This is a genomic window from Citrobacter sp. wls615, assembly GCF_005281355.1.
Taxonomy (GTDB): domain Bacteria; phylum Pseudomonadota; class Gammaproteobacteria; order Enterobacterales; family Enterobacteriaceae; genus Citrobacter; species Citrobacter werkmanii.
On sequence record NZ_SZXM01000020.1, the window covers coordinates 46,963 to 65,168 of the forward strand.

At 50.2% G+C, this 18,206-nt stretch carries 18 protein-coding genes, 1 pseudogene and 1 other annotated feature (1 of these 20 running past the window's edge); of the genes and pseudogenes, 6 read left to right on the forward strand and 13 right to left on the reverse strand.

From position 1 onward, the window contains the following. Positions 1-18 precede the first annotated feature (18 nt). Positions 19-855, forward strand: coding sequence for an ion transporter (locus FDX04_RS06195; RefSeq protein WP_137370622.1), 837 nt, complete (start codon positions 19-21; stop codon positions 853-855). A gap of 33 nt (positions 856-888) precedes the next feature. On the opposite strand, the gene FDX04_RS06200 is transcribed toward FDX04_RS06195, so the two are convergent. Further along, positions 889-1,218: an HI1450 family dsDNA-mimic protein gene (locus FDX04_RS06200; RefSeq protein WP_003020691.1), complete on the reverse strand. Its 330-nt coding sequence runs from the start codon at positions 1,216-1,218 to the stop codon at positions 889-891. 34 nt (positions 1,219-1,252) lie between these two features. Continuing rightward, complete coding sequence (gene cls / locus FDX04_RS06205; RefSeq protein ID WP_038641094.1) at positions 1,253-2,713, reverse strand: cardiolipin synthase; 1,461 nt, start codon at positions 2,711-2,713, stop codon at positions 1,253-1,255. A gap of 142 nt (positions 2,714-2,855) precedes the next feature. On the opposite strand from cls, the gene FDX04_RS06210 reads away from it, so the two are divergent. Further along, positions 2,856-3,029, forward strand: a complete 174-nt coding sequence (locus tag FDX04_RS06210) for a YciY family protein (RefSeq protein WP_094301000.1) — start codon at positions 2,856-2,858, stop codon at positions 3,027-3,029. A gap of 50 nt (positions 3,030-3,079) precedes the next feature. On the opposite strand, the gene FDX04_RS06215 is transcribed toward FDX04_RS06210, so the two are convergent. Next, complete coding sequence (locus tag FDX04_RS06215) at positions 3,080-3,376, reverse strand: YciI family protein (RefSeq protein ID WP_042308055.1); 297 nt, start codon at positions 3,374-3,376, stop codon at positions 3,080-3,082. Positions 3,377-3,600: 224 nt separating this feature from the next. Between FDX04_RS06215 and tonB the strand changes: the two genes are divergently transcribed. Beyond that, the gene (tonB, locus tag FDX04_RS06220; RefSeq protein WP_137370673.1) at positions 3,601-4,317 is read left to right on the forward strand and encodes a TonB system transport protein TonB; all 717 of its coding nucleotides are present in this window, start codon (positions 3,601-3,603) and stop codon (positions 4,315-4,317) included. A gap of 87 nt (positions 4,318-4,404) precedes the next feature. Here tonB and yciA read toward each other — a convergent pair whose 3' ends face one another. The 4 genes and pseudogenes from yciA to FDX04_RS24410 form a co-directional block, all read right to left on the reverse strand. After that, a complete protein-coding gene (gene yciA / locus FDX04_RS06225; protein ID WP_003020670.1) occupies positions 4,405-4,806 on the reverse strand; it encodes an acyl-CoA thioester hydrolase YciA in 402 nt (133 codons plus the stop codon). A 164-nt stretch (positions 4,807-4,970) separates the two neighbouring features. Next, positions 4,971-5,510, reverse strand: coding sequence for a septation protein A (locus FDX04_RS06230; protein ID WP_042308056.1), 540 nt, complete (start codon positions 5,508-5,510; stop codon positions 4,971-4,973). Positions 5,511-5,564: 54 nt separating this feature from the next. Beyond that, on the reverse strand, positions 5,565-6,308 hold the full coding sequence (locus FDX04_RS06235; protein ID WP_042308057.1) for a YciC family protein: 744 nt from the start codon (positions 6,306-6,308) through the stop codon (positions 5,565-5,567). A 28-nt stretch (positions 6,309-6,336) separates the two neighbouring features. After that, positions 6,337-6,423: pseudogene (locus FDX04_RS24410) on the reverse strand (YkgJ family cysteine cluster protein); the annotation flags it as partial. A 283-nt stretch (positions 6,424-6,706) separates the two neighbouring features. Between FDX04_RS24410 and ompW the strand changes: the two are divergent. Next, on the forward strand, positions 6,707-7,345 hold the full coding sequence (ompW, locus tag FDX04_RS06240) for an outer membrane protein OmpW (RefSeq protein WP_137370623.1): 639 nt from the start codon (positions 6,707-6,709) through the stop codon (positions 7,343-7,345). A 52-nt stretch (positions 7,346-7,397) separates the two neighbouring features. On the opposite strand, the gene FDX04_RS06245 is transcribed toward ompW, so the two are convergent. Beyond that, the gene (locus FDX04_RS06245) at positions 7,398-9,032 is read right to left on the reverse strand and encodes a phosphoethanolamine transferase (protein WP_371415433.1); all 1,635 of its coding nucleotides are present in this window, start codon (positions 9,030-9,032) and stop codon (positions 7,398-7,400) included. Positions 9,033-9,680: 648 nt separating this feature from the next. Between FDX04_RS06245 and FDX04_RS06250 the strand changes: the two genes are divergently transcribed. Both FDX04_RS06250 and FDX04_RS06255 read left to right on the forward strand, forming a co-directional pair. Beyond that, positions 9,681-9,953, forward strand: a complete 273-nt coding sequence (locus FDX04_RS06250; RefSeq protein WP_042308060.1) for a hypothetical protein — start codon at positions 9,681-9,683, stop codon at positions 9,951-9,953. A gap of 194 nt (positions 9,954-10,147) precedes the next feature. After that, positions 10,148-11,620: a GGDEF domain-containing protein gene (locus FDX04_RS06255; RefSeq protein WP_137370624.1), complete on the forward strand. Its 1,473-nt coding sequence runs from the start codon at positions 10,148-10,150 to the stop codon at positions 11,618-11,620. A gap of 32 nt (positions 11,621-11,652) precedes the next feature. Here the strand turns inward: FDX04_RS06255 and trpA are convergent, their stop codons facing one another. The 5 genes from trpA to FDX04_RS06280 are packed head-to-tail and all read right to left on the reverse strand — an operon-like array spanning position 11,653 to position 18,182. Continuing rightward, complete coding sequence (gene trpA, locus FDX04_RS06260; RefSeq protein WP_137370625.1) at positions 11,653-12,459, reverse strand: tryptophan synthase subunit alpha; 807 nt, start codon at positions 12,457-12,459, stop codon at positions 11,653-11,655. Further along, complete coding sequence (gene trpB / locus FDX04_RS06265) at positions 12,459-13,652, reverse strand: tryptophan synthase subunit beta (RefSeq protein WP_137370626.1); 1,194 nt, start codon at positions 13,650-13,652, stop codon at positions 12,459-12,461. Before trpB ends, trpA begins: the two co-directional genes overlap by 1 nt. A 10-nt stretch (positions 13,653-13,662) precedes the next feature. Beyond that, positions 13,663-15,021, reverse strand: coding sequence for a bifunctional indole-3-glycerol-phosphate synthase TrpC/phosphoribosylanthranilate isomerase TrpF (trpCF, locus tag FDX04_RS06270; protein ID WP_137370675.1), 1,359 nt, complete (start codon positions 15,019-15,021; stop codon positions 13,663-13,665). Positions 15,022-15,024: 3 nt separating this feature from the next. Further along, positions 15,025-16,620, reverse strand: a complete 1,596-nt coding sequence (gene trpD, locus FDX04_RS06275; RefSeq protein WP_137370627.1) for a bifunctional anthranilate synthase glutamate amidotransferase component TrpG/anthranilate phosphoribosyltransferase TrpD — start codon at positions 16,618-16,620, stop codon at positions 15,025-15,027. Beyond that, positions 16,620-18,182, reverse strand: a complete 1,563-nt coding sequence (locus FDX04_RS06280) for an anthranilate synthase component 1 (protein WP_042308066.1) — start codon at positions 18,180-18,182, stop codon at positions 16,620-16,622. The genes trpD and FDX04_RS06280 overlap by 1 nt, the downstream gene beginning before the upstream one ends. A 23-nt stretch (positions 18,183-18,205) precedes the next feature. Then, position 18,206 (reverse strand) — a sequence feature (Trp leader region) (it continues 94 nt past the right edge of the window).

Sequence of the window (18,206 nt, forward strand, 5' to 3'; positions counted from 1 at the left end):
CTTTTTGGTGAGGTATTTGTGTCTGGCTTAGTTTCTTCTGTTCGCCGTACGCTTTATCGTACATTATTTGATTTAGACACACGCTCGGGGCGCCGTTTTGAAGGTATGTGCGCACTGTTCGCGCTGCTCAGCGTGATTGTTATCTTCGTTGAGTCCGGGGTCGGGACGCAATACCATTTAACCTACGATGAATGGCATGTCTTTGTCTGGCTGGAAGTCTTTATCACTCTGGTTTTCACTCTCGAATATCTGCTGCGATTATGCTGCTGGGCCAATCCCGCTAAATATGTCTTTAGCTTCTGGGGGATTATCGATCTTGCCACCATTTTACCACTGTATGTGATGTGGTTATGGCCGGAAATCAGTCTGAGTTATGTTTTCGCCTGGCGGGCGATGCGTGTCCTGCGCGTACTGCGAATTCTCAAATTGCTGCGCTTTATGCCTTCTCTGCGTATATTCTGGAGCGCAATAAAAAGCGCCCGTCATCAGCTAATCCTGTTCTATTCATTTATTGCTATTCTGATGATTGTTTTCGGCGCGCTGATGTATCTGATAGAAGGGCCCAAATATGGCTTTAGTACGTTGAATGCGTCAGTGTATTGGGCCATTGTCACGGTAACCACCGTCGGCTATGGTGATATCACTCCCCACACGCCGCTCGGGCGCATGGTAGCGTCAGTGCTGATTTTGATTGGTTATTCCGTGATTGCGATCCCGACTGGTTTGATAACGACGCATATGAGCAGTGCGTTCCAGCATCGGCAGAATCAGCGTAAATGTCCGCAGTGTCAGCAAAGTCAGCATGAGCACAGCGCGCAGTTTTGTAACCGGTGCGGAAGCAAATTACCGGGCTAAAAGTAAAAAAGCTGCGAGAGCAGCTTTTTTTAATTATTCGCGCCAGAGAATGTGGCAGAGCTTGTGATCTTTTTCGCGACACAACAGAACGCGGGCAAAAATATCGTTAATCTCGCCGTCTTCTGTATCTGCCAGACCAATCACCACTTCGGCAAAGAAGTCAGGATTCAGGTCAAAATCGACGTGTTCCTGCCAGTCCTCTGCCGGGTCAAATAATTCTGCACCGCCGCGCTCTTCAAACTGCAAATTGAACAGAATGATATCTGCCGGATCGAGGTTGTCCGCAGCCAGTTCGAGAAAAATATCGTAAGCCTGCTCAAGCGTTTCGTCTTCGGTCAGGCGGTTGTTCAAATCCATATCCATAATGACTACCTGTTTACTGTCTGATTGGCACGTTTTACAGCAACGGACTAAAGAAGTAAAACAGTCGCTCGGCAATCCGCTGCCAGAGTGGTCGTTTTACCCACAAACGAGCGTCAAGAAGGCGTGAACGAGAAATATAATCATCCTGCACTGCGGCGAGGTCGCCCCCAAATCCTGCGTCATCAATAACCAGCGTGATTTCAAAATTCAGCCACAAACTGCGCATATCCAGGTTAACGGTACCGACCAGGCTCAGTTCTCCATCAACCAGTACGCTCTTGGTGTGCAGCAAGCCGCCTTCGAACTGATATATTTTGACGCCCGCGGCCAGCAGTTCGGTGAAAAAGGCCCGGCTTGCCCAGCCAACCAGCAGGGAATCATTCTTCCGCGGAAGAATGATACTGACGTCGACCCCACGCTGTGCTGCTGTACAGATCGCATGTAGTAAATCATCGCTGGGGACGAAATAGGGCGTGGTCATAATTAAATATTCACGCGCCGAATAAGCAGCAGTTAATAGCGCCTGATGGATCAAATCTTCAGGGAAACCAGGACCCGAGGCGATAGTGTGAATGGTGTGACCGCTGGCCTGCTCAAACGGCATGATATTGACGTCCGGCGGCGGGGGTAAAATGCGTTTCCCGGTTTCAATTTCCCAGTCGCAGGAGTAGACGATGCCCATCGCGGTGGCAACAGGTCCTTCCATTCTCGCCATCAAATCGACCCATTGCCCCACGCCCGCATCCTGCTTAAAGAAGCGCGGGTCGACCATGTTCATGCTGCCGGTATAAGCAATATAGTTGTCGATCATCACCATCTTACGGTGCTGGCGCAGGTCCATTCGGCGCAAAAACACACGCATCAGGTTAACCTTGAGGGCTTCGACAACTTCAATACCCGCATTACGCATCATCGCCGCCCACGGGCTACGGAAGAATGCCACGCTGCCGGCAGAGTCCAGCATCAGGCGGCAGTGAACGCCTCTTCTGGCGGCCGCCATTAACGATTCGGCAACCTGATCGGCCATACCACCCGGTTGCCAGATGTAGAACACCATCTCGATGTTATGACGCGCCAGTTGAATATCACGGATCAGCGCCTGCATCACGTCATCGGAACTGGTGAGCAGTTGCAGTTGATTCCCCTTAACGCCGGCGATTCCCTGACGACGCTCGCACAGCTTAAATAATGAAGAAGCAACGCTGCTGTTTTCCTGCGCGAAAATATGTTCACAGGCTTTGAGGTCGTTTAGCCATTTGGCCGTGGAAGGCCACATTGCCCGGGCGCGTTCGGCGCGGCGTTTACCCAGGTGGAGTTCACCGAAGGACAGATAAGCTATGATCCCTACCAATGGCAGTATATAGATGATCAACAGCCATGCCATTGCGGAGGGCACTGCGCGTCGCTTCATTAGAATGCGTAATGTGACGCCAGCAATGAGTACCCAGTAACCCAGAATGACCAGCCAACTCACCACGGTGTAGAAGGTTGTCATAAATTTAAAAATCCTTTTGAAAGCGTATTGTTAAGAGTTTACGCATCAGGATAAATCTGGCAAATAAAAACACGGGAAAACCTCTGGTCTGCATTCGGTGTGGCGTTATAATGGCCGCTCAGTGACTGGAAGAGTAGTTAACATGAAGCGTAGTAGAACGGAAGTGGGACGCTGGCGGATGCAGCGTCAGGCTAGCCGCCGTAAAGCACGTTGGCTTGAAGGACAATCGCGTCGTAACATGCGTATCCACACCATCAGAAAGTGTATTCTAAATCATCAACGTAACTCGTTGCTGTTTGCAATCCACAGTATCTGATCTCAAAAGGGCACCGCTGGTGGTGCCCAATGTCTGCTTTCGTTCTGTTTTTAAAATACTTTCTTATAGGGTTTCACAGAAACCTGTGCGTACACGCCAGCAGCCACATAGGGGTCGGCTTCTGCCCACGCCTGCGCGGCCTCGATAGATTCAAATTCTGCAATCACCGTCGAGCCGGTAAAACCCGCGACACCTGGATCGTTACTGTCAACGGCTGGCATCGGTCCTGCCGTGAGCAGTCGTCCTTCGTCATGCAGGAGTTGCAGACGGGCCAGATGAGCAGGGCGCACGGAAAGGCGTTTGTCGAGAGAGTCTGCGATATCTTGAGCATAAATAACGTACAGCACGGGTAGAGCTCCTTAATCGGTAAAAGTCGTTAATTACGTTATTGGAAAGGCATGTCAACTGCAACGTAAAGATAACGGATTCGTTAAGACCACATTGTCATGAAGGTTTTTTTACATAAAATCGTGTTTTAAATGCAGCTTACCGTCCAGACCTTATTGAATATGATTGCTATTTGCATTTAAAATCAGGGCCTGGTTTTTTAACTGAAACGATTATGACTTCAATGACCCTTGATTTACCTCGTCGCTTTCCCTGGCCAACGTTACTCTCCGTCGGCATCCATGGTGCTGTAGTGGCGGGTCTATTGTATACCTCGGTACATCAGGTTATTGAACTGCCTGCGCCAGCGCAGCCGATCTCCGTTACGATGGTCGCGCCTGCCGATCTCGAACCACCTCAGGCCGTTCAGCCGCCGCCGGAACCCGTCGTCGAGCCTGAACCGGAACCAGAGCCGATCCCGGAGCCGCCAAAAGAGGCGCCGGTAGTGATTGAAAAACCGAAGCCCAAGCCTAAACCGAAGCCAAAACCGGTGAAAAAAGTGGTAGAGCAGCCCAAACGTGATGCTAAACCAGCAGAGCCGCGTCCGGCGTCCCCGTTTGAAAACACGGCGCCATCGCGTCCAACGACCAGTACCGCGCCGGCAACCAGTAAACCCGCGGTGAGTGCGCCATCTGGCCCACGGGCTTTAAGCAGAAATCAGCCACAGTATCCGGCGCGAGCACAGGCTCTGCGCATAGAAGGGCGCGTTAAGGTCAAATTTGACGTGACGCCAGACGGGCGTGTTGAAAATGTGGAAATACTGTCCGCGCAGCCGGCGAATATGTTTGAGCGTGAAGTAAAAAATGCGATGCGCAGATGGCGCTATGAAGCCGGTAAACCAGGTTCCGGACTGGTAGTGAATATCGTGTTCCGTCTGAACGGCGCAACGCAGATCGAATAAGGCGCAAGCCGGATTTGGCGGTTCGCCGCCATCCGGCACTAAGCAATGAATTACGTGATTGCCGGATGGCGAAGCTATCGTGACTTATCAGGCCAGGGTAGGGATTGGGCGAGGCTTACCGTCTTTATCAACGGCAACATAGATAAACAGGGCTTCGGTGGCTTTATAGCGCTGGCCGATAGGTTCTGATGCAACTTTCTTCACCCAGACTTCAATATTAATGCTGATCGAGGTCGTCCCGCGCTTCACACAGCGCGCATAGCAACAAACCACATCACCTACGGCAACCGGGCGTAAAAAACTCATTCCTTCAACCCGTACCGTTACCACACGACCATGCGCGATCTCTTTGGCCTGAATAGCGCCACCTATATCCATTTGTGACATCAGCCAGCCGCCAAAAATATCACCGTTCGCGTTGGTATCGGCAGGCATAGCCAGAGTGCGTAAAACCAACTCACCTTGGGGAGTATTATTCGTTGTTGTCATTGTTGAACCGACTATAGAGAAAGATTACAGGCGCGATGCTACTAGAATTTACGCGCTGAGAACAGAGGGATGCGGCGTGTGGAGCGCAAGTAAGCCGGGTTAACGGCAATGAGGAACGTGTGGGGATAAAAATTCGCCAGATCGGTTGATCTGGCGAGCAAGTATTACGATTTATCTTCCTGCGGCAGATGGCGGTAAATATAGACACCGCTCAGCAGCGTGAACAATAAGGTCAGGGCTGTCAGGCCGAATACTTTAAAGTTGACCCAAATATTTTGCGGCAGCCAAAAAGCGATATAGATATTCGCCAGACCACACAGAATGAAAAAGATGGCCCAGGCTACATTAAGCTTCGACCACACTGGCTGCGGCAGGGTAAGCTCTTTGCCTAACATCCGCTGAATCAGCGGCTTTTTCATCACCCACTGGCTAACCAGCAGTGCTCCGGCAAACAGTCCGTAAATCACCGTAACTTTCCACTTAATGAATTCATCGTTGTGGAAGAAGATAGTCAGGCCGCCGAATACGGCAACCAGAACAAAGGTGATTAACGCCATCTTCTCGACCTTACGATAGCGAACCCAGCTGTAAATCAAAACCACAGCCGTCGCGACAATCAGTGCCGAGGTCGCCGCGTAGATGTCGTAAAGCTTATAAAAAGCAAAAAAGACAACCAGCGGTAAAAAATCAAGAAACTGCTTCATTCATCGATTCCGTCATCAAAAGCACCAGGCATGCGCCCGGTATGCGTTCAGGGTTTATTGGCGAATCAGCATGTACAGGCGGAACAAATAGATCAGCAACACGGCGGAGATCATATTGCTCAGCGTATTTGCCAATACCGCGCCTACGTTCGGCGTAAGTACCGCAAAACTTGGCGCAAAAAGCAACAGCAGCGTTTTTGCCAGCAGCCAACCGATCACTGCCGGCGCTACCAGTCGCATATTAGACCATGCCAGACGCACACTGTTGCGCATAGCGGCAAAGACACCCATTTTATCCTGTACCAACATCACCGGTGCGAGTGCTAACAGGATGGCCAGCAGAATACCGGGTACAACCACCAGCATAATACCGATTTGCACCAGCAGAGTAGTCAGAAAAATCAGAATAAACAGCTTAGGCAGCACTGGCGCACTGGCGCCGATGGCGCGTAACGCGCTGACCCGATGACCTGCTGAAATCAGCTGAATCATCAGGATGATACCTCCCGCGAGGATGGCATTACCAATCAGGCCTGAAAATGTCGACGCCGCGGAAGCGCGTAGCAGAATTTGCTGTTGCTCCGGGGTCATATTTTGTACCAGATCAAACAGACCCACGCTACTGGTTAACTGATCCCCTTCACTGAGTTGCGCAATTTGGGCGTCGGTGGGAGAAAAGGCATGCCCTAACACCACTGTGATAAACGCGCACAACAACGATACCAGCAAGATGGTAATGAATTGATTACGGAAAAAGTTTCCCGTGTCACGGTAAACGGATTTCGCCGTGATAGACATGCACTCTCCTTGAGTTTTGCAGGTGTTCATTTGCGGGCAATTGTACCCTGGATAACTCTACAGTGGCAGCATCGCACGATGTATGGAAAGGCATATCTTTGTAAAGCTCCGGTAATTTTTGGCTATGACTTCAGCGTTATGCAAGAACGCTGGTTGTTCTCTGTCCATCATGAGCAAATAAGCAACGCTTATCATCAGCGGGTGTCGGACACTTGCATCGCGAAAATATATCAAAATTGATCTGAATTAATTTAACCAGGATTTTGAATGCAAGTTCTAACTTAATCTGGATCAATAAATGTTAAATTATCAAAGTCAATGTGATCCAGGTAAGATCACTTATTACTCCAATGTGGGTATATTTGTTCCGCTTTTATAACCATAACGATGGAGCGGACATGAAAAAATTAACAGTTGCAGCATTGGCTTTAACAACTCTTCTCTCTGGTAACGCATTCGCGCATGAGGCTGGAGAATTCTTCATTCGTGCGGGTTCTGCCACCGTCAGGCCGACGGAAGGTGCGGGGGGAACGCTGGGAAGTTTAGGCGGCTTTGATGTCAGTAATAACACTCAGTTGGGGCTAACATTCACTTACATGGCAACCGACAATATCGGTGTTGAATTACTGGCTGCGACGCCGTTCCGTCATAAAATTGGGACTGCCACGACGGGCGATATTGCCACTGTGCACCACTTACCGCCGACGTTAATGGCACAATGGTACTTCGGCGACTCCAGCAGCAAACTGCGTCCTTACGTTGGTGTCGGTGTGAACTACACCACCTTCTTCGATGAGGGCTTTAATGATAACGGCAAAAAAACCGGCTTATCGGACCTGAGTCTGAAAGATTCCTGGGGTGCGGCAGGGCAAGTCGGTATGGACTATCTGATTAACCGCGACTGGCTGATTAACATGTCGGTCTGGTACATGGATATCGACACCACCGCAAGCTATAAAATGGGTGGCGTCCAGCACAGAGACAGCGTACGCCTCGATCCGTGGGTGTTTATGTTCTCTGCGGGTTATCGTTTTTAAATTCTTCTGCAAAACTGGTCGTTTTACGACCAGTTTTGCTAACTCTTCAGCATTAACGAACATCATTCCAATTGTATTTTTTTCCTGTGGTATCCATGACGAAAATCTCCTTTTTGTAGTTTATTAACCAGGATTTCATAGACTTTTTCGCATTACCCTGACGATGGATGCCAAGCCACAATTCTGCAAGCGAATTAAGATCATCGGAAGACCACGGAGTATTATAATCTCCGGTGAACTTTGTTTTTTCATCAACTAACTGGCTGTACCAAATATACATGGGGATTTGTAATGCCTCTTTAGGCGGTCTGACACCACCGTGGGAATAAACCACAGAGCGTGCAGGATCACGGATCAGCGCATGATCGGAAAAATACATTACTGATGAGCGAGTGTTTTCCAGTTCATTGAATATATTACCCATAAGTTTATCGGTATAGCGAATTGAATTGTCATAACAGTCATCGGCTTTGCTTTGACCAAATAAGACAGTATCACTTTCTGGAAAACGTTGACAGGAAGGCTCATGACTGCCATATAAATGCAGGACAATAAGTTTCTTACCTGGTTTCTGTAATGCCTGATGCAATAACGGTAGCAAGGCCTCATCATAGCCATATTCTACCCATTCATGTTGATGTGCATTCATGGCAATCCCGGTAATTATATTGTTATGCGCACCTCCATTTCCCTGGCGACTGTACCAGTATGTATCATAGCCAGCCTGGTTTGTGATATTAATAATATTATCGCTGTAGTTACGAGGGTTACGGGTTTGCACTGAGTCAGCAGTAAGTGCCAGGGGGACGGCCATGATTGTTACCGGTGCAGGCGCAATCGCGTTTTGAAACAGTAAAAGTTGCTGCTTTTGTTTGATAAGTTCAGGTGTGGTATCCCTTGCGTATCCATAAATCCCCATGTTTAACGTACGCGCAGATTCCCCGATTATCAATATATAGTTTTCGATTCCTGTATCAGTTACTGTTATCTTATAATTTGGAATGTTTGTACCAATATCAGAAATTATGGCGTTATCTTGCATCGCCTGCATAAACTCTTTTCCGGTACTTACCGGAGTGGAGCGGATCACTCGTTGTACCAGACTTTCAACATTACTTTTCCTTATCTGGTGGAGATAAGCTTGCGAAAATAAAAGAAAAATTATTAAGCCCAAAATAATCATTGGGTAGTGGCGAAATCGATAGGGTACAGGTCTCGCGCCAGTGTTTATAGAGTAAATAAAAAACATTACTAGTGTAAAGAACGTCACACAGTCGCGCCAATACAATCTCAGCATCGCTACCGCTTCACTGGGCGTGGTATTCAAAATACTTAACGCAAATCCATAACTAAATTCTGAGCTGTAATTATTCCAGACATGTAATTGAAGAGTGATATCAGCTGCAACAGGTATCAAAATTAAAGCGGCCAGAATATTTCTGAAAAAAACATGCTGTATGCATCGTAATGAAAGCATGATCATGAAAAATACAAATGTCCGATTGATTACAGCGTTATATTTTGCATTCAAAATATTAACACATGCAATGATTAGCACGGAAATAATTATCGGGGTTATTTTTAGTGGACGTAAACCACTTCTGACCATTTGAAGGTTAAGTTGGATAGACATAATTTTTAATTTACGGACCCAAATATCCTGGCAAAGAGAATATGTTTTAAGCATAAGAAATTCTTTCTTATGCGCTTTTATTGTTTATTCATGCAATTATTGAGGGTAAATAAGTTACATGTGGCAACCTCACAGACCTGTCTCAGGTGTGATCGCCTTTATGTCGCGTTATTCAATGCTATGTCGTCGTTATCCTGTGATTTGGTTCCTTTGGATTTTTGAATAGTGTAACGAGTGAATTTGAGTTAAGTAAAAATAGTGGCTGGAACGCCCTATATTTACAAAACAAATAATTTACGATCTGATAACATCACCTAACTGAAATTATGATGGCCTTGTAAAAAATAACGCCATGACTCTGACACTATAATGATTTTAGTCTTGATGAGCCAATATAATATTCACTCGTAATATGATTTCCATGTAAATCATCACTAAAACTTTATGGTGTTGAGGCATTCAGCGTTTCTATGCTCATCTCTTACACATTAAAAACAACGACCACATCTGAGATCAAATGTGGGTTGGGCCAGAGTCATTCGCTACCTGCGGATATGGACCTTAAAAGCACGAGGAAACCGCGCTCGGTCATAGCCATAACTGTGGCTGTGGTCAAGATTTGCCGCCAGAATCGTCAGTGCGTACTTCTCCTTTTCGATGTAATGCTATTCTTTAAGCAAACTGGCTTTAAGAGTATTGACGATGTTAACCCGCCATCAGCTCCAGCAAAAAATCACACTTCTGGAATCATTCACCGGCGATGATACGGCTGAGTTTGCCCTGACTGTGGCGCGTGAGTTGCTGAATTGCATGAATAAAATTGAGATTATAGAGAAACGTATTGCCACTCCGGTTAAACTGCCCTATTGCAGCGCCAGTCCAGTTTGTGAGATCGAAGCAGGGTATGCCGCCGGTGTGAACGACTGTAGAGAGGCTATTCGTCGGGCAGGGTATCCCATTGAAGGGGAGGATTAGTTTGCATTTATGTTAACAAAAATGTGCTTTTATTGTATAAGGTTGTAACTTTAATTCACGCCCAAGAGCGACGCTATTTCAAATCATCATTAGTCTCAGGAAGGTTAACATTCTCTATCAACATACAGCATCGTTATGCAGCAACATAATCGGATAACCGGTTTGGCAATACTGTTAACTATCAGGGTGGGCTCGTGAAGATTGTGCAGGATAAGCTCAGAAACAGGCAGGCACTGCTGGTATCGGGGCTGATTACTCTGGTATTTACCTCGTTGTTTCTGTTTATCATCTACGAACAGCGTATAGCCACCACCAGTGAAGGCATTAACCGCCTGCAAGCTCGGATGCTGGATATTTTCAATGACAATGAACTGATCGCCGATGCGATTGGCGAACGTTATCATCACATCAAAAACGACGAGCAATGTGGCGATATATCGCAATTCACCCCCAGGAATAAAGATGAATGGGGAATTAACGCCGACCCAAAGCGGGTGCATTCGGCAACTGGGACAATTATTACCCAGCAAACCAGCCGTGGCGCTTTGTGTATGTATGCGGCGGCGGAGTTTATTCTTGGCATGGTGAATGAGTTAAACCCGGGCAGTTTTGATGCGCATCGTTACATCATTGCTAAAAACTCGGATTATTTTTACTGGTTCATGGCGTCTGACTCGCGCCATTTCAGCTTCTCCAGTTCTGACATGGCGCGGGATATCACCAACTTTTTCTATCCGCCCGTCGATTTCTATACCCGACTGTTGCAAAAAAACGTCAAAAACAAAGCCCTTAGCTCCACGAACTTCTATACCGATAAAATTACCGGCGAAAAAGCTTACAGCGTGGTGAGCTATATCTACGATCTGTCTGGCAAAGAAATATCAGATCAAATCGTGGCCTATCTGGTATATGACCATTCAAAGCCTGAGTTGCAGGAGGCGCTGGCTAATGCATTTGATTATCAAATGCCACAGAGTCTGAATGTGGCGCTGGTGAATTTAACCAACAATGAAAACCTCTGTTTATCCGGTAAATGCGTGGATAAAACGCGCCTGATGGTGCGTAAGCTATCAGATAAATATGCATTGCACTATTCGCTGTCATTAGGCCGCTTTATTGCACGTGACACACAGGCTGGGATCGTGATTCTGCTGGCACCGTTCTTTTTCATCATGATCAGTTTCTCACTAAAATCCTGGCTGAATGAAAGCGACCTCAAGGTTTATATAGACACGCTGACCGGCTGCTTTAACCGCCGAATTCTCGATATCATCAAACGTCGTGACTTATCGCACTGCTCGGTGGTGCTACTGGATTGCAATAAGTTCAAGACTGTAAATGATACCTGGGGTCATGCGGCAGGCGATCGGGCGCTGCAAATTATCGCTAACAGAATGCTGTCTAACACTCGAACCAGTCACGATATCGTGATTCGTACCGGCGGGGATGAGTTTATGATCCTGTTGTTTCGCTCGCAGGCAAGTGACGCTACGGCAATTGCGCAACGCATTAGCGGGCAGGTGACCAGTCATGTGTTTGTGGTGGACGGTCATACTGTGCCATTGTCAGTATCGTGGGGGATTGCGGAAGTGAACGGCGAGTTGGATGTGGCAATTCAGAATGCGGATAACGCCATGTATAAAATGAAGCACAAGAAAGAAGGGTAAAACCGCCAGGAGTCTCTGGCGGTTGATTTAGCTTAGTAAGGCGTGGCCGCTTTCATCGCGCTGACAAAGGCTTTCAGCTCCGCCAGCATCTGCTCAGGCGCGGTAACATTCTTCTCAATGATTTTCACAATCGCTGAACCGGAAATTGCCCCGGCAGCACCGGCTTCAATCGCGCCGGTCACCTGGTCAGGTGCAGAGATACCAAAGCCCTGTAATGACGGAGGAGCACCATATTCTTTCAGCTTTTGGACCAGATGATGCAGCGGTAACGCCGCACGATTTTCAGCGCCAGTCACGCCGGCACGCGAAAGCAGATAGGTATAGCCGCGACCGTAAGAGGCAATCTGGCGCAGGAGTTCTTCATCAGCGTTCGGCGGGCAGATAAAAATAGGCGCAATGTTGTGGCGGAGCGCCGCAGCTCTGAATGGCGCAGACTCCTCAACAGGCACATCTGCCACCAAAACAGAATCCACGCCGACTTTCTCGCACTGAGCGTAGAATTCGTCAATACCCTTGCTGAACACCAGGTTGGCATACATCAGCAGACCAATTGGAATGGTGGGGTGTTTCTGACGAATCAATGCCAGCATCTCAAAGCATTGTGACGGTGTCACGCCCGCGGCAAATGCCCGCAGTGTAGCTTCCTGTATGGTCGGACCGTCCGCCAGCGGATCGGAGAACGGAATGCCGAGTTCAAGCGCATCAGCGCCGGCTTCAATCAGCGTATCAATGATTTTCAGTGACTGTTCGACCGATGGATCGCCCAGGGTTACGAAGGGGACAAAAGCACCTTCTTTGCGGTCCTTCAGCTGTGCAAAAAGATTTTCGTAACGTTCCATCAGATTTCCCCTCGCGCTTTCAGAATATCGTGTACGGTGAAAATGTCTTTGTCGCCGCGACCGGAGAGATTAACCACCAGTAACTGCTCTTTTTCCGGATTTTCACGCATCATTTTCAGAGCGTGTGCCAGGGCATGGGAGGACTCCAGCGCCGGGATGATCCCCTCGTGCAGACACAGCGTTTTAAAGGCTTCCAGCGCTTCATCATCCGTGATTGAAACATAATCGGCACGTCCGATGCTGTTCAGGTATGCATGCTGCGGCCCGACAGACGGAAAATCCAGACCTGCGGAAATAGAGTAAGACTCTTCAATCTGTCCTTCTTCGGTCTGCATCATCGGAGATTTCATGCCAAAGTAAATCCCGACACGACCGTGTTTCAGCGGTGCGCCGTGTTCACCGGATTCGATCCCGTGACCGCCAGGCTCTACGCCAATCAGACCGACGCTGGTTTCATTAATAAAATCGGCAAACATGCCAATGGCGTTAGAACCACCGCCCACGCAGGCGATAACAGCGTCCGGCAAACGACCTTCTTTTTCCAGAATCTGCGCTTTCGTTTCTTCGCCGATCATGCGCTGGAACTCACGTACAATGGTCGGGAAGGGATGCGGTCCCGCCGCTGTCCCGAGCATATAGTGCGCGGTATCGTAGCTGCCAGACCAGTCGCGCAGGGCTTCGTTACAGGCGTCTTTCAGCGTTGCAGAACCGCTATGAACAGGAATGACTTCTGCTCCCATCAGACGCATACGGAAAACGTTAGGCGACTGACGCTCAACGTCTTTCGCACCCATATAAATACGGCATTTCAGACCCAGCAATGCACTGGCCAGCGCCGATGCAACGCCGTGCTGACCCGCGCCGGTTTCGGCGATGATTTCCGTTTTCCCCATACGCTTCGCCAGTAACGCCTGACCCAACACCTGGTTAGTTTTGTGCGCACCGCCGTGCAGTAAATCTTCACGCTTAAGATACAGCGTGGTGTTGGTCCCGTTAGTAATGTTCTGGCATTTGGTCAGCGCGGTTGGACGACCAGCATAGTTTTTCAGCAGATCGGTAAACTGCGCCTGAAACTCAGGATCTTTTTGCGCGCTGACGAAAGCTTCTTCCAGTTGACGCAGGGCAGGCATCAGAATTTGTGGCACATACATACCGCCAAATTCACCAAAGTACGGATTGAGTAATGTTGTCATGTCCTTTTCCTTAATATGCGCGCAGCGTCTGAAAGACCGAAGCCAGGAGTCGTGCATCTTTGATGCCCGGCTGTGACTCTACGCCAGAATTAAAATCGAGCCCGGCACAGCCGGTTTTTGCCGCGTTGACACAGTTATCGGCGCCAAGTCCGCCAGCCAGTAAAACGTTATCCAGCGATTGCCCGCCTAAAAGCGACCAGTCGAAGCGTTGACCGCTACCGCCCTGGCCGTTGTCGAACACGTACTTATCGACATGCTGATAATCCCTGGCTGGCAACGTTTCGCTCACGCTCAGCGCTTTCCAGATTTGCACCTGTTTGGGCAGCGCATCGCGCAGGGCGTCAACATAGGTCTGATCTTCGCTCCCATGCAGTTGCACTGCACTCAATCCCAGGGCCAACGCTTTGTCGCACACCTCGGTAATCTCGGTGTTACGAAACACACCGACATACTGCAATGGAGCACCGCTTATCACTTCTCGCGCCTGCTCAACGCTAACCGCGCGCGGAGATGAGGGCACGAAAATCAACCCGCCATATATGGCGCCCGCTTCATATGCCGCGTTTGCATCCTGAGTCCGGGTCAAACCGCAGACTTTGTTCTCGCCAAGCAGAACCCGACGCACGGCGGCGTGCAGGTCATCATGCGACATCAGCGCAGAGCCAATCAGAAAACCGTTGGCGAAGTGGCTGAGTTCGCGTACCTGGCCGTAGGTATTAATACCGGACTCGCTGATGACGGTTACGCCATGACCCAGTCGCGGCGCCAGTTGACGGGTGCGATTCAGGTCAATCGACAGATCGCGTAAATCACGGTTATTGATACCAACGACTTTGGCGCCGAGAGCGATAGCCCGCTCCAGCTCTTCTTCGTTACTGACTTCGGTCAGAACACCCATTTTCAGGCTATGGGCCACGGCGGCGAGTTGACGATATTGCTCATCGTCCAGCACTGACAGCATCAGCAGGCAGGCGTCCGCCTGGTAGAAACGCGCCAGGTAAATCTGGTAAGGATCGATAATAAAGTCCTTACACAGGATGGGCTGCGACGCGATACGGCTGACGATGGGCAGGAAATCAAAGCTGCCCTGGAAATATTTTTCATCGGTCAGCACGGAAATCGCAGATGCATAATGTTTATACACGTCCGCAATCAGTGCCGGGTCGAAGTCATCACGAATCACGCCTTTCGATGGCGAGGCTTTTTTGCACTCCAGCATAAAGGCGGTACGCGCGCCTTGCAGCGCATCGTAGAAATCACGAGCGCTGGGTTGTACGTCATTTTGAAAGCTGGCCAGCGGTTGTTGTTGTTTCCGGGCTTCTACCCAAATCGCCTTGTCAGCGACAATTTTCGCTAAAACGGTTTGCATCATTTACCCTCTTGCTGCCAGCGCAGTGACACGGTCATAGGCCACGCCGCTACGCAGCACATTAATCACGGTTTGCGCATTGGTTTTTAAATCTTCTTCACCGTGCAGGCGCATTAACATGGCGACATTCGCGGCAACGGCTGCTTCATGAGCGGCTTCACCTTTACCTTGTAACAAGCGACTAAGAATGTCACGGTTTTCTTCCGGCGTGCCGCCCGCCAGCTGTTCCTGATGGTAAGGCGTCAGGCCAAAGTCTTCCGCCGTCAGTTGATAGCTCTTGATTTCGCCATCATGCAGCTCCGCCACAATAGTCGGCGCATGCAGCGAAACTTCATCCATGCCGCCACTGTGTACGACCGCGGCACGCTGATATCCCAATACGCGCAGCGTTTCGGCAATCGGCAGTACCAGTTCCGGGCTGTAAACGCCGATCAGCGCCAGCGGTGGATGCGCCGGATTAATCAACGGACCGAGTACGTTAAACAGCGTGCGGGTTTTCAACTGTTGGCGTACCGGCATGGCGTGGCGAAAACCGGTGTGGTATTTCGGTGCAAACAAGAAGCACACACCAAGATCGTCAAGCGCCTGACGGGATTTATCGGCGTTCATGTCCAGATTAATGCCAAATGCCGCCAACAGATCCGAAGAGCCAGATTTGCTGGAGACGCTGCGGTTGCCGTGTTTGGCCACTTTCAGTCCACAGGCCGCCGCAACGAAAGCGCTGGCCGTGGAGATATTGATACTGTTACTACCGTCACCGCCGGTACCGACAATATCGGCAAACAGATAATCAGGGCGCGGGAACGGGGCGGCGTTTTCCAGCAGCGCGGTTGCCGCACCGGCAATTTCATGCGGGTGTTCGCCACGAATTTTCATGCTCACCAGCGCCGCAGCGAGTTGTTCCGGCTTCAGTTCCCCGCGTACAACGGCAGAGAACAGCTGGTGGCTTTCCTGCTGGGATAGCGTCTGAGCCTGATACAGTTTCTCCAGAATAGGTTGCAGCGTATTGGTCTGCTCGAGTTTCTGTTGCGCCCAGGCCAGCGTTTGCTCCAGCAGAAGCGCGCCCTGGGTGGTGAGGATCGATTCCGGATGGAACTGGAAGCCACACACGCGATCGGTATCGTGACGGACCGCCATCACCATGCCGTTAAAGTGGGCGTTGATGGTCAATCCGGCCGGAACGTTGCTACCTACAAGCGAGTGGTAACGCGCTACCGGCAATGGATTCGCCAGACCGCTGAACATTGCCTGACCGTCGTGTTCAATGCTGGACGCTTTACCGTGCAGGATCTCGCCTGCCTGACCGACATAGCCGCCGTAGGCTTCAACAATCGCCTGATGCCCCAGACAAATACCGATAATCGGCAGCTTGCCGCGCAGGCGGGTTAACAGCTCCGGCATGCAGCCCGCTTCGCTTGGCGCACCTGGCCCCGGCGAGAGCATCAGCACCGGGTTTTTCATGGTTGCTAAGCGGTCAATTAACGTCTGGGCCGGAATATGGTTGCGGTAAATCACCACGTTATGACCGTTAGTACGCAGCTGATCCGCCAGGTTATAGGTAAATGAGTCGATGTTATCGAGCAGCAGAATGTCAGCCATTAGAAAGTCTCCTGTGCGTGGTGCGCAGTGGCGATAGCACGCAAAACCGCACGCGCTTTATTACGGGTTTCATCGGCTTCAGACTGCGGAACAGAATCCAGAACAATCCCGGCACCGGCTTGTACGGTGGCAATACCGTCTTCCACGAGGGCGGAACGAATCACAATACAGGTATCCAGATCGCCATGGGCGGTAAAGTAGCCTACCGCGCCGCCATAGCTGCCACGGCGACGACCTTCGGCCTCGGCGATAAGCTGCATGGCGCGAACTTTCGGCGCACCGCTTAGCGTGCCCATATTCATACAGGCGCGGTACGCATGCAGCACATCCAGATCGCTACGCAGTTCGCCGACTACGCGGGAAACCAGGTGCATCACGAAGGAGTACCGATCCACTTTGGTCAGATCAGCAACGTAGCGACTACCCGGCGTGCAGATGCGCGCCAGGTCGTTACGTGCAAGGTCAACCAGCATCAGGTGCTCGGAAAGCTCTTTATGATCGGTACGCATCTCCAGCTCGATACGGCTGTCGAGATCGCGGTCCAGCGAGCCATCCGCCCGGCGACCGCGCGGACGCGTTCCGGCAATCGGGTAGATCTCAATCTGCCGGCTGGTGGCATCATATTTCAGCGAGCTTTCCGGAGAGGCGCCGAACAGCGTGAAATCGTTGTCCTGCATGAAAAACATATACGGGCTGGGATTACTTTTCTTTAGCACATAGTAGGCCGCCAGCGGTGACGGGCAGGGCAATGAGAAACGGCGGGACGGAACCACCTGGAAAATCTCGCCTGCGCGAATGGCTTTTTGCATCCCGCGCACCACAGCGCCAAATTCTTCATCGCTCTGGTTACATTCGCAGCGCATCTGCGGAATTTCTGTCACGGGCAGCGGTGGAGCGGGCTCGGTAAGCTGCTGGCTCAGTTGCGCCAGACGAGCGTTCAGACGCTGTTTTTCGCCATCGCTAGGGGTAAACACGCTGGCCTGAATGCGGGTGCTTTTTTTCTGGTGGTCAATGACCATCAGCGTCTCTGCCAGATAAAAGCAGTAGTCCGGGCAACGGTTACCTGCTTCAAGCTGCGGTAAATCTTCAAAACCGGCGACCAGGTCATAGGAAAACAGACCGCCGAAGAACATCGCTTCACGTTCTTGCGCAGGGACATTGACCAGTTCCTGCAATAAACGGAAAGCATCAAATACGGAAAGGGAACATAAGCGGGCATCTTCATCCAGCAACGGGCTTACATTGGGAAATTTCAAATGACGTATGTTCGGCTGTTGTTCGTTTTCAACGCCAGCAGGCAGCGCTGCATCCAGCAGGGGTAGCAGCGATGCGCCGTTCGCGGAGAGGGCCTTGATAGTGACAGTGTCACCCAGAGCGGTGATGCGTAACGCGCTGTCGACCAGCAGCAGGCTCTTCAGATCATCTTTGCTATTGATATCTGCGGATTCAAGCAGCAGCGTCGCCGGACGCGCGCCACACACCTGATGAAATAGCGCTGTCGGATTCTCACGGTAGGCGGCATCGCAGGTAAGCAATTCGAGTGTCGGTTTTTGTGTTTGCATCGTTATTCTCATTAATTTTGTTCA

Bases quoted from the DNA above. Each gene is read 5' to 3' on its own strand.
- FDX04_RS06200 (WP_003020691.1), bottom strand. From the start codon at position 1,218: ATGGATATGGATTTGAACAACCGCCTGACCGAAGACGAAACGCTTGAG.
- cls (WP_038641094.1), bottom strand. From the start codon at position 2,713: ATGACAACCTTCTACACCGTGGTGAGTTGGCTGGTCATTCTGGGTTAC.
- FDX04_RS06210 (WP_094301000.1), top strand. From the start codon at position 2,856: ATGAAGCGTAGTAGAACGGAAGTGGGACGCTGGCGGATGCAGCGTCAG.
- tonB (WP_137370673.1), top strand. From the start codon at position 3,601: ATGACCCTTGATTTACCTCGTCGCTTTCCCTGGCCAACGTTACTCTCC.
- yciA (WP_003020670.1), bottom strand. From the start codon at position 4,806: ATGACAACAACGAATAATACTCCCCAAGGTGAGTTGGTTTTACGCACT.
- FDX04_RS06230 (WP_042308056.1), bottom strand. From the start codon at position 5,510: ATGAAGCAGTTTCTTGATTTTTTACCGCTGGTTGTCTTTTTTGCTTTT.
- FDX04_RS06235 (WP_042308057.1), bottom strand. From the start codon at position 6,308: ATGTCTATCACGGCGAAATCCGTTTACCGTGACACGGGAAACTTTTTC.
- ompW (WP_137370623.1), top strand. From the start codon at position 6,707: ATGAAAAAATTAACAGTTGCAGCATTGGCTTTAACAACTCTTCTCTCT.
- FDX04_RS06245 (WP_371415433.1), bottom strand. From the start codon at position 9,032: ATGCTTAAAACATATTCTCTTTGCCAGGATATTTGGGTCCGTAAATTA.
- FDX04_RS06250 (WP_042308060.1), top strand. From the start codon at position 9,681: ATGTTAACCCGCCATCAGCTCCAGCAAAAAATCACACTTCTGGAATCA.
- trpA (WP_137370625.1), bottom strand. From the start codon at position 12,459: ATGGAACGTTACGAAAATCTTTTTGCACAGCTGAAGGACCGCAAAGAA.
- trpB (WP_137370626.1), bottom strand. From the start codon at position 13,652: ATGACAACATTACTCAATCCGTACTTTGGTGAATTTGGCGGTATGTAT.
- trpCF (WP_137370675.1), bottom strand. From the start codon at position 15,021: ATGCAAACCGTTTTAGCGAAAATTGTCGCTGACAAGGCGATTTGGGTA.
- trpD (WP_137370627.1), bottom strand. From the start codon at position 16,620: ATGGCTGACATTCTGCTGCTCGATAACATCGACTCATTTACCTATAAC.
- FDX04_RS06280 (WP_042308066.1), bottom strand. From the start codon at position 18,182: ATGCAAACACAAAAACCGACACTCGAATTGCTTACCTGCGATGCCGCC.